This window comes from Roseomonas aerilata DSM 19363 (assembly GCF_000711725.1).
In the GTDB taxonomy this organism is placed as follows: domain Bacteria; phylum Pseudomonadota; class Alphaproteobacteria; order Acetobacterales; family Acetobacteraceae; genus Roseomonas; species Roseomonas aerilata.
The window spans coordinates 46,375-59,956 of sequence record NZ_JONP01000008.1 but is presented as its reverse complement, the minus strand read 5'-3'; the positions used below and the strand labels follow the sequence as shown (position 1 = coordinate 59,956).

The 13,582-nt window shown below is 72.4% G+C and carries 17 protein-coding genes; 9 read left to right on the top strand and 8 right to left on the bottom strand.

The features are described from left to right. Positions 1 to 192: 192 nt before the first annotated feature. The gene (locus BO39_RS11100) at positions 193 to 1,095 is read right to left on the bottom strand and encodes a LysR substrate-binding domain-containing protein (protein WP_043833061.1); all 903 of its coding nucleotides are present in this window, start codon (positions 1,093 to 1,095) and stop codon (positions 193 to 195) included. Positions 1,096 to 1,231: 136 nt separating this feature from the next. Here BO39_RS11100 and pcaH point away from each other — a divergent pair, with 136 nt between their 5' ends. Both pcaH and pcaG read left to right on the top strand, forming a co-directional pair. Then, on the top strand, positions 1,232 to 1,945 hold the full coding sequence (gene pcaH, locus BO39_RS11095; RefSeq protein ID WP_043833059.1) for a protocatechuate 3,4-dioxygenase subunit beta: 714 nt from the start codon (positions 1,232 to 1,234) through the stop codon (positions 1,943 to 1,945). A 2-nt stretch (positions 1,946 to 1,947) separates the two neighbouring features. Further along, on the top strand, positions 1,948 to 2,550 hold the full coding sequence (gene pcaG / locus BO39_RS11090) for a protocatechuate 3,4-dioxygenase subunit alpha (protein ID WP_052401947.1): 603 nt from the start codon (positions 1,948 to 1,950) through the stop codon (positions 2,548 to 2,550). Positions 2,551 to 2,554: 4 nt separating this feature from the next. On the opposite strand, the gene BO39_RS11085 is transcribed toward pcaG, so the two are convergent. Further along, on the bottom strand, positions 2,555 to 3,799 hold the full coding sequence (locus BO39_RS11085; RefSeq protein WP_043833057.1) for an amidohydrolase family protein: 1,245 nt from the start codon (positions 3,797 to 3,799) through the stop codon (positions 2,555 to 2,557). 128 nt (positions 3,800 to 3,927) lie between these two features. Between BO39_RS11085 and BO39_RS11080 the strand changes: the two genes are divergently transcribed. Then, positions 3,928 to 4,929, top strand: coding sequence for a Bug family tripartite tricarboxylate transporter substrate binding protein (locus BO39_RS11080; protein WP_043833055.1), 1,002 nt, complete (start codon positions 3,928 to 3,930; stop codon positions 4,927 to 4,929). Positions 4,930 to 4,934: 5 nt separating this feature from the next. Continuing rightward, entirely contained in the window at positions 4,935 to 5,345 is a 411-nt protein-coding gene (locus BO39_RS11075) for a nuclear transport factor 2 family protein (protein ID WP_043833052.1), read from the top strand. Between the two features lie 39 nt (positions 5,346 to 5,384). Here the strand turns inward: BO39_RS11075 and BO39_RS29855 are convergent, their stop codons facing one another. Beyond that, a complete protein-coding gene (locus BO39_RS29855; protein WP_052401946.1) occupies positions 5,385 to 6,005 on the bottom strand; it encodes a DUF992 domain-containing protein in 621 nt (206 codons plus the stop codon). A gap of 41 nt (positions 6,006 to 6,046) precedes the next feature. Next, positions 6,047 to 6,874 carry a methyltransferase domain-containing protein gene (locus BO39_RS11065; RefSeq protein ID WP_052401945.1) on the bottom strand — a complete coding sequence of 276 codons (828 nt, stop codon included), beginning with the start codon at positions 6,872 to 6,874 and terminating at the stop codon, positions 6,047 to 6,049. Positions 6,875 to 6,913: 39 nt separating this feature from the next. Here BO39_RS11065 and gloB point away from each other — a divergent pair, with 39 nt between their 5' ends. The 4 genes from gloB to BO39_RS11045 all read left to right on the top strand — a co-directional run bounded on the left by gloB (position 6,914) and on the right by BO39_RS11045 (position 9,153). Beyond that, entirely contained in the window at positions 6,914 to 7,663 is a 750-nt protein-coding gene (gene gloB / locus BO39_RS11060; RefSeq protein WP_043833049.1) for a hydroxyacylglutathione hydrolase, read from the top strand. Positions 7,664 to 7,667: 4 nt separating this feature from the next. Next, complete coding sequence (locus tag BO39_RS11055) at positions 7,668 to 8,309, top strand: flavin reductase family protein (protein ID WP_052401944.1); 642 nt, start codon at positions 7,668 to 7,670, stop codon at positions 8,307 to 8,309. Beyond that, positions 8,306 to 8,755 carry a cupin domain-containing protein gene (locus BO39_RS11050; RefSeq protein WP_043833047.1) on the top strand — a complete coding sequence of 150 codons (450 nt, stop codon included), beginning with the start codon at positions 8,306 to 8,308 and terminating at the stop codon, positions 8,753 to 8,755. Before BO39_RS11055 ends, BO39_RS11050 begins: the two co-directional genes overlap by 4 nt. A gap of 83 nt (positions 8,756 to 8,838) precedes the next feature. Continuing rightward, on the top strand, positions 8,839 to 9,153 hold the full coding sequence (locus BO39_RS11045) for a hypothetical protein (RefSeq protein ID WP_043833045.1): 315 nt from the start codon (positions 8,839 to 8,841) through the stop codon (positions 9,151 to 9,153). Between the two features lie 233 nt (positions 9,154 to 9,386). Here BO39_RS11045 and BO39_RS11040 read toward each other — a convergent pair whose 3' ends face one another. Together BO39_RS11040 and BO39_RS11035 are read right to left on the bottom strand one after the other, a co-directional pair. Further along, on the bottom strand, positions 9,387 to 9,698 hold the full coding sequence (locus tag BO39_RS11040) for a hypothetical protein (protein WP_043833043.1): 312 nt from the start codon (positions 9,696 to 9,698) through the stop codon (positions 9,387 to 9,389). Further along, positions 9,695 to 10,372 (bottom strand): AzlC family ABC transporter permease, encoded by a 678-nt coding sequence (locus BO39_RS11035; protein WP_043833040.1) that lies wholly within the window; start codon positions 10,370 to 10,372, stop codon positions 9,695 to 9,697. The genes BO39_RS11040 and BO39_RS11035 overlap by 4 nt, the downstream gene beginning before the upstream one ends. A 98-nt stretch (positions 10,373 to 10,470) precedes the next feature. Here BO39_RS11035 and BO39_RS11030 point away from each other — a divergent pair, with 98 nt between their 5' ends. Beyond that, a complete protein-coding gene (locus tag BO39_RS11030; RefSeq protein ID WP_043833038.1) occupies positions 10,471 to 11,778 on the top strand; it encodes an NAD(P)/FAD-dependent oxidoreductase in 1,308 nt (435 codons plus the stop codon). Positions 11,779 to 12,011: 233 nt separating this feature from the next. On the opposite strand, the gene BO39_RS32550 is transcribed toward BO39_RS11030, so the two are convergent. Both BO39_RS32550 and hslU read right to left on the bottom strand, forming a co-directional pair. Further along, entirely contained in the window at positions 12,012 to 12,170 is a 159-nt protein-coding gene (locus BO39_RS32550) for a hypothetical protein (protein WP_156963649.1), read from the bottom strand. Positions 12,171 to 12,243: 73 nt separating this feature from the next. Further along, positions 12,244 to 13,581, bottom strand: coding sequence for an ATP-dependent protease ATPase subunit HslU (gene hslU, locus BO39_RS11025; protein ID WP_156963648.1), 1,338 nt, complete (start codon positions 13,579 to 13,581; stop codon positions 12,244 to 12,246). Between the last annotated feature and the right edge of the window lies 1 nt (position 13,582).

Here is a 13,582-nt window from a genome sequence, read left to right as displayed (position 1 = left end):
AAGCCGGGCGCCCCCTACCGGCGACGGAACCAGATCGTCAGCATCATTACGGCCACCATGATGATGACGCCGGTGCGGTTCTCGGCGATCCAGGCCAGCGCGGGGTCGAGCAGCACGGCGTCCTCCCTGCGGCAAGGGGCCGCGGGAAGGCTTTAGGGCCGGCGGCGCGAGGGGGCAAACAGAGCCGCCCTCTCATCCGCCTCCCTCCTTCCTCGGGGCGGAGGCAAGCTGCAGGAAGCGCCTGAGAGCGGCCGAGGTGCCGGCGGCGCTGTAGAGGATGGCCAGGCCCGTCTCGGCCCCCGGCCCCGTCACGTCCAGCAATTCCACCCCGTGGATGTTCACGCGCCGGAGGGAGGCCGGAACGAGGCTGACGCCGAAGCCGGCCGCCACCAGGCCCATGGCGCCGATCACGTCCGCCACCCGCGCGCTGATCCGCGGCGTGAAGCCCGCCCGCCGGCAAAGGCTCCAGGCGCTGTGCCCGAGGCCCAGCCCGTCGGGGTCGCGCAGCACGATGAAGGGGAACTCCGCGAGATCGGCGGGACTGATCGCCGTGCCGAAGCGGGCGGCGACCGCCGAGGGCACGGCCGCGAGCAGCCGCCCGGCCTCGAAGGGCCGCGACCCGATGCCCGGCGGAAGCGGCCCGGCGGGCTCGCGAACGATCGCCAGATCCAGCCGCTGCTTCTGGAGGCCGAGGAGCTGGTCCGCCACCACCGCTTCCTCCAGGTGCAACCCGACCTCCGGCACCTCCGCCCGGAAGCGAAACAGCAGCTCCGGCAGCGCCGGCTCCAGCATGGCGGTGCTGACATAGCCGATGTTGAGTGAACTCGCCTCGCCACGCCCCACGCGGCGTGCGACGGCGATGGCGTGCGCCTCCTGCTCCAAAGTCGCCCGCGCCTCCGGCAGCAGGGCGGTGCCCGCCTCGGTCAGGGCGATGCCCCTCCCGGCCCGGCGCACCAGCGGCACGCCGATCTCGGCCTCGAGCACGCGGAGTTGCTGCGTCAGGGCGGGCTGGCTCATCCCCAGCACCTCCGCCGCGCGGCCGACATGCAGCTCCTCGGCGACGGCGACGAAGTATCCAAGGCGGCGCGACGGCATGACCAACCAATAGGTTCAGCCTATGAATTCCGCCAGATCCGCGCATTGATGGGCATGGCGCGGCGGTGTGATCCTGCGGCGAAGGGCGGGTCCCGCCGCGACCCAAAGGGATCTTGTCGGAGAGGGAGGAGAGGTGATGAGCGAGGTGGTGCATGGCTATCGTCGTCCTGGGGCGGGGACGCAGCCGCCGCTGAACAGCCCGGCCTATGGCAGCACGCGGGCGCGCCACCCGCAGCAGCCCTTGCTGGAACTGCCGCACACGCTGACGGAGACGAGCAGCCCGCTCTTCACCGCGGCGCGGTACCCCGAGGTGGTGGACCTGACGGTGCTGGAGAACGGCGCGGGCGCTGCCATGGGCGAGCGCATCATCGTGGGCGGGCGGCTCACCGACGAGGACGGGCGCCCCATTCGCCACGCCATGGTCGAGGTCTGGCAGGCCAATGCCGCCGGCCGCTACAACCACGAGGGCGACGACCACGACGCCCCGCTCGATCCCAACTTCCGCGGCATGGGCCGCGTCTTCACCGACGAGGACGGCTGGTACCGCTACGTCACCATCCGCCCCGGCGCCTATCCCTGGCGCAACCACCAGAACGCCTGGCGGCCGAACCACATCCACTACTCCCTGTTCGGCCACGGCTTCGCCCAGCGCATGATCACCCAGATGTACTTCCCGGGCGACCCGCTGCTGCCGCTCGACCCGATCTTCAACACGGTGCCCGACGAGGCCGCGCGCAACCGGCTGGTCGCAAGCTTCGATCTTGAGCTGACGAAGCCCGAATGGGCGCTCGGCTACCGCTTCGACATCGTGCTGCGCGGCCGCGAGGCCACCCCGATGGAGGACCAGTGACCATGGCCGACGCCACGCCCGAGCTCGCCCCCTCCGAGGCGACCATTGCTTCCGCCCACCAGACCGCCGGCCCCTACTGGCACCTGGTGGACTTCCCGGAATGGGCGGACACCACGCGCCACTTCGCGGGGGAGCTGCCGCCCGGCGAGCGCATCGTGCTCACCGGCACGCTCCGGGACGGCACCGGTGCGCTGGTGACCGACGCCATGGTCGAGATCTGGCACGCCGACCCCGAGGGCCGCTACCCGGACCCGAACGGCGACCCCACGGCTTTCCAGGGCTATGGCCGCTGCGCCACCGACAAGGAGGGGCGCTTCCGCTTCACCACCCTCAAGCCCGGCCCGGTGCCGGTGGGGCCGCATGCAGGGGCCAACGCCCTGCAGGCGCCGCACGTCGCACTCGCCGTCTTCGCGCGCGGGCTGCTCCAGCACGTCTGCACCCGCCTCTACTTCGAGGGCGAGGCGCTGAACGGGACCGACCCCGTGCTCAACGCCGTGCCCGAAGCGCGCCGCGGCACCATGATCGCCAAGCCCGCCGTCGACGGCACCTGGAACCTCGACCTTCGCCTCCAGGGCGAGGGCGAGACCGTGTGGATGGCGGTTTGAGCCGCTAAGGGGCGGCGGACGCGCGCCCGTCCAGCACGACGGCGCCCGCCGCCATGACGAAGCCCGGCCGACGCACCAGCCTGATGTCGCGCCGGGGGTCGCCGGGCAGCGCCACGATATCCGCCGCCCGCCCAGGCAGGAGGGTGCCGGTCTCCTCCCCAAGGCCCAGCAGCGCCGCGCCCTCCGCCGTGCCCGCCAGCAGCGCCCGCTCCGGCGCCATGCCGGCCTCCACCAGCAGTTCCATCTCGCAGGCATCCGGCCCCAGCGGCGTGAAGGGCGGGCCGACGAAGTCGGTGCCGGCCGCGATCCGCACGCCGTGCCGCATGGCCAGTTCCAGGGAGCGCCGCTGCACCTCGCGGTGTCGCTGCCAGTGGGCGGCCACCGCGGGCGGCGCGCGCTCCGCCCGCAGCGCCGGCAGGGCGAGGGTCGGGACGAGCCAGATCCCCTCCCCCGCCATGCGCCGCACCGCCTCCTCGGAGGCGCCGTGGCCGTGCTCCACGCTGTGCACGCCGGCGGCGACCGCCTGGGCCACCGCCGCCTCGCCGATCGCGTGGGTCGCGACGCGGAGCCCGTTCCGCCGGGCCTCCTCGACCACGATCCGTACCTCCTCGTCCGAGTAGGAGAGGCGCAGCCGGCCGGGGTCGTCGCCCCAGGGGCGGAGCGCGTCGGCGTGCTCGCCCACGGAGCCGCCGATCTTGATGAAGTCAGCCCCCTGGCGGACGCGCTCTCGCACGCGGCGCCGGCACTCCTCCGGCCCGTCCGCGAGCATCCCCAGCTCCTCCGCCCAGCGCTGCGGGAAGGCGACGTGGTCCCAGGTGCCGGCGCGGGAGCAGATGAACTCCCCGGCCGCGACGATCCGCGGCCCTGCCACCACGCCCTCCCGCACCGCGCGGGCGAGGGAGGGGCCGAGCGGCCCGCCGCAGCAGCGCACGGCGGTGATGCCGCCCGCAAGCAGCGCGCCGAGATCCGCGACCGCCCGAGCCGTGCGATAGGCCTGCGGCCAGTTCCACAGCGCGGCGGGCTCGGATAGGTCCAGGCCCCAGAGGTGCAGGTGCGCGTCCACGAAGCCCGGCAGCAGCCAGTGGGCGCCGAGATCGACCACGCGCGCGTCCTCGGGCGGGGGCCGCTCGCCCTGACGGCCGAGCCAGGCGATGTGGCCGGCCTCGACATGCAGTTCCGCCCGCTCGACGGGCGGCGCGCCGGTTCCGGTCCAGGCGGCCGCGGCCCGCAACACCACCCCTGCCGGCATCGGCGCTCCCTTTCTTCCCCCGTCCGCCACTGACGGACCTTCCCCATCTCCCGGGATAGGGCATCCTCCCCGGCGAAGACGAGTCAACCGGGCCGCAACAGGCCGCACCACCGCCGGAGGAGCCAAGAATGACCCCCACCCGCCGCCGCCTGCTTCAGGCCGCGCCCGCCCTGGCCGGCGCCGCCTCCCTGCCGATGGGCGCGGCCATGGCCCAGGGCCGGGACGCCGTGGCCTATCCCAACCGCGCCGTGTCCGTGATGGTGCCCTTCGCGCCCGGCGGCTCCACGGACTTCATCGCGCGCCTGCTGGCGCAGGAGCTCTCCACCGCGCTCGGCCAGCAGTTCGTAGTGGACAACCGCGCGGGCGGCAGCGGCACGGTCGGCATGGCCTTCCTCGCCCGCGCGCGGCCGGACGGCTACACGCTCGGCGTTGTGCCGAACGGCACCTTCGCCATGGCGCCCGCCATGTACGAGCGCCTGCCCTACGACAACGACAACGCCTTCGCGCCCATCGGCCTGCTGGCGACGAACGCGATGTTCCTCTGCGTCGAGCCGAACTCGCCCTACAAGACCCTCGCGGCCCTCATCGACGCCTCCCGCGCGCGGCCGGGGGCGATCACCTTCGCCTCCGCCGGCTCGGGCGTCGCCAACCATCTCGGGCCCGAGCTGCTGCAGGACATGGCGAAGGTGCAGTGGCTGCACGTGCCCTATCGCAGCGGCGCCGCCGGCGTGCAGGCCGTGATCGCGAAGGAGACCACCCTCTCCTTCGTCGATTCCGTCACCGCCATCCCCTACCTGCGCGACCGCACCCTGCTCGCCCTCGGCTACTCGGGCGCCGAGCGCAGCCCGCAGGCGCCCGATGTCCCGACCATCGCCGAGCTGGGCTATCCCGGCTACCGCGCGAGCACCGATTTCGGCTTCTTCGCGCCCGCGGGAACGCCCCAGCCGGTGCTTCAGCGGCTCTCGGAGGAATCGCGGCGGATCATGCTCTCGGCCGCCACCAAGGCGCGGCTGGAGCCGCTGGCCATCGACCCCGTGGGCGGGACGCCCGAGCAGTTCGGTCCCTACGCGGCCGGGGAGCGGAGCAAGTGGGGCGAGCTTATCCGCCAGCGGAACATCAAGCCGGAATAGGGCTCTTGGCAGAGGGCGCGGCGACGGGCGGGGTGGAGGAAGCGGCGCGGGCGGTGCTCGGGCGCTTCCTCGCGGCCTTCACGGCCGCCGATCCCGCGGCCATTCGCGCCCTGTTCTGGCCGGATGCCCTCGTCTGGGGGACGGCCATGCCGGAACTCGCGACGGAACCGGAGGCGGTGCGCAGGTATTTCGCGCCGCTCGGGCGCCGCGGGCCGGGGGAGCGGCGGGCAGCCTGGCGGTCCGGAACAGTCCTCGCCGCGTCGGAATCCGTGGCCCTCGTCTCGGGCCAATGGGAGGTCGGACCGGATTCGGGAGGCGGGGTGGAGATCCTGCCGCTCCGCCTCAGCATCGTCGTCACCCGGCGGGACGGCGACTGGCGCATCCTCCAGTTCCACAGCTCGCCCCTGCCGGGCTGACTTGCCGGGCAGGGGTCGGAGCGATGGGTGCGGCGGCCCTCAGCCCGCCGGGCGCAGCGACAGCTCGGCGATGCCGGCCGCGAGGTTCACGCCCGTGCTGCTCTCGATCGAGAGCGGCTGGAGCGCCACCTGGTCGCCGCTGCCGCCGATCAGGGCCGCGCTGCCGAGGCCGAGCCCGGCCGCGATGTTGGAGGAGGCGCCACCGTAGTTTCCGGCCAGGCTACCCGGCGCGATGTCGGAACCCGTGCTGACCACGGTCCAGACGATCGTGCTGCGGCCGGTGAAGCCGATATCCACGCCGAAGCGGCGGATCTCGCCGGCGTAGAGCTCAACCGGGCCGTTGGAGGGCCGGAACTCGCAGGTGAGGGAGCGGGTAGAGCCGAAGACCCAGCTGATGCCGCCCGCCACGTCGCAGCGAAGCTGGCCGGTGCGGGTGTTGCCGCGGGGCGGGCCGGGGTCGGTCTGGATGATCGTGGCGCCGGGGACGAGCGGCTGCGGCACCGTGCCGGGCGGGAGAGAGCTCTCGGGCACCATCGGCTGCACGAGCACCGGCGGGCCGGCGGGAACCATGCGCGTCGTGGCGTCCTGGGCCAGGGCGGGGCCGCCGGCGGCCAGGAGAGCCCCCGTCAGGGCGGTGGCGGTCAGGAGGGCACGGGTCATGGCGAAAATTCCTCTGATCCTCGGCCCTAGGGGGCGGCGGCCTATTGGGCCCTTCGCGCCCTTGCGGCCGGGATCGGGGAACGCACCGGCGGCGTACCGGCTTCATCGGCCACCGCCCAGCCCTGCCGCACCGCCTGGGCACGAACCGGCCGCCGCAGGGGCCGCGCCGGAGCCTCCAGTGCTGGGATAAGGCCCTGCACGGACTTCCGCGCCTCGATCACCGTCACGCCGCCGAGCTGCGGCAGCAGGCTGCGCCCCGCCGCCTCCCACAGCTTGGCACCGCGCAGCAGCGGGCGCAGGCCGAAGGGCGGGATGAAGAGCGCGGCCTCGCGCCGCTCCACCTCGAACATGGAGCGTTCCAGAAGCCGGGCGAGCTGGCCAGGGGAATAGGGCTGGCCGTGGCCGAAGGGCGTGCGCTCAAGATGGGCCCAGACGGAGCGGCGGTTGGCCACCACCGCCAGCAGCCGCCCCTCCGGCCGCAGCACCCGCCAGGCCTCGCGCAGCAGGCGCCGGCCGTTGCCCGCGGCTTCCAGGCCGTGGACGAGGAGCACGTTGTCGAAGGAGACGTCGGCGAAGGGCAGCCGGTCCTCCTCCGTGAGCGCGGCGCAGCAGGGGCCGTCCGGCGGCCAGGGCGCCATGCCGTTGCCGACCGCGAGCGAAACGGGGGTGGTCGCCACCAGCCGCGCCGCGCCCCGCCGCCAGAGCCGCAGGTAGGGCCCGGCATGACCGATGCCCAGCACCTCCCGCCCCGTCAGCTCCGGCCAGAGCTGGCGCAGCCGCGCGCGCAGGATCCGGCGCGTGACGGCGCCCAAGGGGGCCTCGTAGAAGCCCTGCAATCCCCAGGCGGTGAAGTGGACCTCGGCGACCATGGGGGGGATATAGGGGTTTCGGACCTCAGGAGACAGCGGATGAGCGGGACGACAGGCTGGACCACCAAGGCGGTGCCCAATCTCTCGGACAACTATGCCTGGCTGCTGCGGGACGAGGCTACGGGGCTGGTCGCCCTCTGCGACCCCGGCGAGGCGCGCGCGAACCTCGCAGCGCTGCAGGACATGCCCGAGCCCGGGCGGCTCGACTGGGTCCTGCTGACCCATCACCACCCCGACCACATCGACGGCGTGGCCGAGATGGTGAGCAAGACCGGCGCCAAGGTGCTCGGCGCCGCGGCCGACGCCCACCGCCTGCCGAAGCTCGACATCGCCGTGAAGCCGGGCGACCGCGTGCCGCTCGGCAGCGGCGAGATCGAGGTGCTGGACAGCCCCGGTCACACCATCGGCCACGTCGCGCTCTACATCGCCGCCGCCCACGCGGTGCTGGCGGGGGACACGCTCTTCTCCCTCGGATGCGGGCGGCTGCTGGAGGGCACGCCCGCCGACATGTACCGCGCGCTGCGCCTGCTGGACGCGCTGCCGGGCGACACGCTCGTGCTCCCCGGCCACGAGTACACCGAGAGCAATGCCCGCTTCGCCCTGACCGTGGAGCCGGACAACGCGGCGCTGAAGGACCGGGCGGCAGAGGTGCGGGAGCTTCGCAAGGCAGGACTGGCCACCGTGCCGACGACCCTCGACCAGGAGCGCGCGACCAACCCCTTCCTGCGGGCAGTGACCGTGGAGGAGCTGGCCGAGCGGCGCGCCGGAAAGGACGTGTTCAAGGGCTGAGCGCGTGTTCTACGAGCCCCGGAACGGCCACGGTCTTCCCTGGGACCCCTTCAAGGCCATCGTCGCCCCGCGCCCGATCGGCTGGATCTCGACGATCGACGCGGCGGGGCGCGCCAACCTCGCGCCCTACAGCTACTTCGCCATCGTCCACAACGCGCCGCCGATGGTGGCCTTCGGCAGCGAGGGGCTGAAGCACTCCGCCGCCAATGCGCGGGCCACGGGGGAGTTCGTGTTCAGCCTCGCCACGCGCGACCTGTTCGAGGCGATGAACGCCTCCTCTGGCAACCAACCGGCGGGGGAGAGCGAGTTCGAGACCGCGGGGATCGAGGCGGCGCCCAGCTGGATGGTCCGCCCGCCGCGGGTCGCCGCCAGCCCGGCCGCGCTGGAATGCCGCGTCGTCCACGCGCTGGAGCTGCACGACGGGGAGGGCCGGCCGAGCAACGGCTTCCTCACCATCGGGCAGGTCGTCGGCGTGCATATCGACGAGCGCTGCCTGCGCGAGGGCCGCTTCGACATGGTCGAGGCCGGCACCATCGCCCGCTGCGGCTACCGCGACTACGCCCAGGTGACGGAGCTGTTCGAGGCGCTGCGCCCGACCGATGGCGGCGCCTTTCCGCCCGTGCTCGTTCGCAGGCCGCCCCCGTGACGCCCGGCATCGACCTCCGCGACCCCTCGCTGGAAGCGGCCGCCGTCATCGCCGCCCTCGGCCTGTTCCCCCACCCCGAAGGCGGGCACTACCGCGAGACTTGGCGCGACACGCCCCCAAGTGGCGGCCGCGGCGCGGGCACCGCCATCCTCTTTCTCCTTTCCGCCGGGGAGCGCAGCCACTGGCACCGGGTGGACGCGGCGGAGGGCTGGCACTGGCAGGCCGGCGCACCGCTCCTCCTCCGGGTCTCGGACGGCGGGGCGCCGAACCCCCACCGACTGGGCCCGGACCTTGGCGCGGGTGAGGGCCTCTTCGCCACCGTGCCCGCCGGCGCGTGGCAGGCGGCGGAGAGCCTCGGCGCCTGGTCGCTCGTCGCCTGCACCGTCAGCCCCGCCTTCACCTTCGAGGGCTTCGAGATGGCACCCCCTGGTTGGGAGCCCGGGTAGATTCCCCGCGCTCGCCCGACCACGCCAGCAACCTCCCGCCGCGCCAGGGACTGAACCGTTTTTGATGGGGAGAAGGGCAGCGGATGCGGGCAAACGACGCGGCGAAGCTGGCGCGGGTGCTGGCGCTGCTCGGCTCCGAGCACGACGGGGAAAGGGCCTCGGCCGCCCTCGCGGCTCACCGGCTCATGCATCGCCTCGGCCTCACCTGGCAGGACGTACTGATGCCCAAAGCCACGCCCGAGCCGCACGCGCCCCCGCCGCCCGACATGCTCCGCGCCGCCGAATCGCGGCTGCGCCAGTGCCAGCGGGAGAACGACGATCTCAGGCGCCAGCTCTCGACACTCCGGCGGCGGATGGAGGCGCGAATTCAGCGGCCGGAGCCGTGGGACGAGGACTGATGGCGTTGGTGGCTCCCGAAGAGGGCGCTGCCCTCTCCGGACCTCACCCGCCAAGGGCCTGAGGCCCCTGGACCCCCATCTGGCTGTCGCGGAACCTCCCTGAACCTGCAGTCGCCTCGGGTCATCGACCCGAGGCGCACCGGCCTCCCAGAATTTCCAACAGATAGAAAAAGATGAGTGGGGGTCCGGGGGAGAGAATTCATTCTCTCCCCCAGAGTCACCAGCGCCGCCCCTCACCGCAGCAGCCAATCCGCCACCCAGATTGCCGCCAGTCCCGTCGCCATCCCCGGCAACAACCGGCGCCCCGTGAGGAAGAAGGTTCCCAGCGCCACCCCCGCCCCCGTCAGGCGCACCGCGACCGGAAAGGCCCCGGGCGAGACGAGGGCGAGCACCACCCAAGCCGAGAGCGCGGCCTCGCTGACCGCCGCCGCCCAGGCGATGGCGGGATGGGTGGCCGGCAGGCGCCAGGCGAGGATGAGGCCGGTCGCGCGCAGAAGCAGCGTGGCCAGTGCCGCGACGAGCAGCGGTCCCCAGCCCTCGGTCATGGCCGCTTCCGCAGGAGGAAGGCCGCGGTGCCGCCGATGAGGGAGGCGCCGAGCAGCCCCCAAGCCGGCGGCACCCCTTCCGGCAGCAGCAGCGCGAAGGGCGCCACGACCGCCCCGGCCAGCGAGGCGCGCCAGGGCCCGCCGCGCGCCACCCCTGCCGCGATCAGCAGCGCGAAGTAGAGCACGTTCAACATCAGCAGGAGCCGCAGCACTGGCGGCGAGAGGTACCCCGCGATCGAGTGGCCGATCGCGGTGGTGACAAGCCCTACCGTCCAGACCGTCACCCCGAAGCCGATGAACCAGCGGGGGCGGTCGGGCGCGGGCAGGTCGGGCAGGCGGCGCATGGCCGCGGCCCAGGGCGTGATGGAGATGAAGGGCACGCAGAGCGGCGCCAGCCGCCCGCGCACCAGCGGCGCGAGGGAGGCCGCCATGGGCAGGAAGCGCGCGTTGGCCATCAGCGACCCCGCGACCGCCGCCGCCGAGGCGCCGGGCCGGGCGCCCAACAACACCATCTGCCCCGCCATCCCGTAGATCCCGCCGGAGGAGAAGAGGCCCCATCCCAACCCGAAGCCCGCCGCGTGCACGGCCGCGCCGAAGGCGATGAAGGTGGCGGCCATGGCGACAGCCTGGGCGCCGAGCGCCTCGCGGACGCCCAGCCGGAAGGCGGGATGCATGGGGCCAACCTGCCACGGCCCGCCGCTCCGCGCGATGCACCCCCAGAGGATAGCTTGGATGCTTGACGCTCGGCCCCGCCCGCTGGAAATCTCGCACCATGGAACAGAGCGCCGCACCCGATGTGCTGATTGTCGGCGGGGGCCCCGCCGGCTCCACCGCCGCTGCCCTCCTCGCCAAGGCCGGCCGCGACGTCGTGCTGGTGGAGAAGGAGGCGCATCCCCGCTTTCATATCGGCGAGAGCCTGCTGCCCCGGAACCTCGACATCCTCGAGCGTCTCGGCATGCTCGAGGCGGTGCGCGAGATGGGCGTGCACAAGCCGGGCGCCGAGTTCGTCTCGGACCGCACCGGCCGCTCCTGCGCCTTTCCCTTTGCCCAGGCGCTGAACAAGGCGCGCACCTATTCCTGGCAGGTGCGCCGCTCCGACTTCGATGCCGCGCTCTTCTCCAACGCCAGCCGCCTCGGCGCGACCACGCTCGAGGAAACGCGCGTCACCGATATCGCCTTCGGCGCGAAGGGCGAGCGCGCGACCGTCAACGCGCGCACGAAGGAGGGCGTGGACCTCACCTTCCGCCCGCGCTTCGTGCTCGACGCCTCCGGCCGCGACACCTTCCTGGCCGGCAAGATGCAGCTCAAGCGGTCGAACAAGTACAACAACACCGCCGCCATGTACGCCCACTTCCGCGGCGTTGAGCGGCGCGAGGGAGAGCTGGACGGCTACATCTCCATCCACCTCGCCGAGGACGGCTGGTTCTGGCTCATCCCCCTGCCGGGCGACGTGATGAGCATCGGCTTCGTCGGCAACCAGTCCGCCTGGAAGGGGCGGAAGGGATCGGCCAAGGACCTGTTCCTCGACCGCATTGCCTCCAGCCCCACCGTCTCCGCCCGCACCCGCCGCGCGGAGATCGCCTCCGAGATCTACTCGACCGCGAACTACTCCTACCGCGCCGCCTCCGGCTCGGGCGAAGGCTACCTCATGATCGGCGACGCCTTCGGCTTCGTGGATCCGATGTTCTCGACGGGCGTGCTCATGGCCATGACCGCCGGCGAACTCGGCGCGAAGGCCGCCGACACCTGGCTCGACGACCCCGTGCGCGGAGAGGCGGCCTGCCGCGCCACCAACAGGGAACTGGCCCAGGCGATGGACCGCATCGGCTGGCTCATCTACCGCATCAACGACCCGGTCATGCGCAGCCTCTTCATGGCACCGCGCAACACGCTCTGGATGCGGGATGGCATCATCAACATGCTCGCCGGCAACCTCGCCGGCGGCCGCTTCGGCGACCCGCGCGCGATCCTGCCAATCCTGTCCTTCAAGGCCGTCTACCACACCCTGTCCTGGCTCCACCGCCACGGCATGGGGCCGGATATGCCGGAAGAGCGGTCGGTGATGGTGGCGGCGGAATAGGCCGGCGCTGCTGACTCCGGGGGAGAGAATGAATTCTCTCCCCCGGACCCCCACTCATCTTTTTCTATCTATTGGAAATCCTGGGAGGCCGGTGCGCCTCGGGTCACTGACCCGAGGCGACTGCATGTTCAGGAACCAATCGCGAAAGCCAAATGCAGGTCCAGGAGCCTCAGGCTCCTGGCGGGTGAGGTTCGGAGAGGGCAGAGCCCTCTCCGGGAGCCACCAGCGCCAACCTACTCCCAGAGATCGCCGGAGGGCCGGAACCCGAAGCCTCGGTGGAAGTAGTACCGGTCGAACCGCTCATGCCCGCTGCGGTCCGGCCAGGGATCAGCCGGCGCGGCGCAGGCGAGAAGACCAAGGCAGGCGAGAAGGGCGACTATTCTTCCGTGCATGGCGCGGCGCACCGTCCAGGGGAGGCGGGTGCCTCCCCCGGCGCGGGACAAACGCTTCGCGTTTGCCCGGAGCTCAGAGGATGAAGCGCGACAGGTCGGTGCTGGAGGCCAGCGCGCCCACCTTGTCCCGCACCATCGCTGCATCCACGCGCACGGTGTCGCCGCGCCGGTCGGAGGCGGTGAAGGACACCTCCTCCAGAAGGCGCTCCAGCACCGTCGCCAGGCGGCGCGCGCCGATGTTCTCAACGCGGTCGTTGATGTCAGCCGCCATCTCGGCGACGGCGTCGATCGCGTCCGGGCCGAAATCGAGGGTAACGCCCTCGGTGCCGAGCAGCGCGGTGTACTGCGTGGTCAGCGCGTGCTCGGGCTCGGTCAGGATGCGGCGGAAGTCGTCGCGCGTCAGGCCCTTCAGCTCCACCCGGATCGGCAGGCGGCCCTGGAGTTCCGGCAGCAGGTCGGACGGCTTGGCGAGGTGGAAGGCGCCGCTCGCGATGAAGAGGATGTGGTCGGTCTTCACCGGGCCATGCTTCGTGTTGACGGTCGTGCCCTCGATCAGCGGCAGCAGGTCGCGCTGCACGCCTTCACGTGAAACATCGCCGCCGCGGAAGCCGCCCTCGCTCGTGCGCGCGCAGACCTTATCGATCTCGTCGATGAAGACGATGCCGTTCTGCTCGGCGTGGGCAACGGCGTTGCGGGTCAGCGCCTCCTGGTCGAGCAGCTTGTCGGCCTCGTCGCGCTGAAGGGCGCTACGGGCCTCGGCCACCGTCATCTTGCGTGCGCGGGAGCGGCCGCCGAACATCTTGCCCATCATCTCCTGGATGTTCCCGGCACCGGGCGGCATCCCCGGAATATCCATCGCGCCGATCGGCGTGGCCTGCTCGGCCACCTGCACCTCGACCTCCTTCGTCTCCAGCGATCCCTCGCGGAGCATCTTGCGGAACTTCATCCGCGTCTCGCCATTCGCCTGCTCGCCGACCAGGGCGGTGACGAGGCGTTCCTCGGCGGCGAGTTCCGCCTTGGCCTGCACCTCGGCGCGCCCGCTCTCGCGCAGCTGGGTGATGCTGGCCTCCACGAGGTCGCGCACGATGCTGTCCACGTCGCGGCCGACATAGCCGACCTCGGTGAACTTCGTGGCCTCGACCTTGAGGAAGGGCGCGTTGGCCAGGCGGGCCAGGCGGCGGGCGATCTCGGTCTTGCCGCAGCCGGTCGGGCCGATCATGAGGATGTTCTTCGGCACCACCTCCTCGCGCAGGCCGGGCGCGAGCTGCTGCCGGCGCCAGCGGTTGCGGAGCGCAATGGCGACCGCACGCTTGGCGTCGTGCTGGCCGACGATATAGCGGTCCAGCTCCGAGACGATCTCGCGCGGGGAGAGGTTGACGGCTTCGTTCACGGCTGTGCTGTCCAGGGGCATA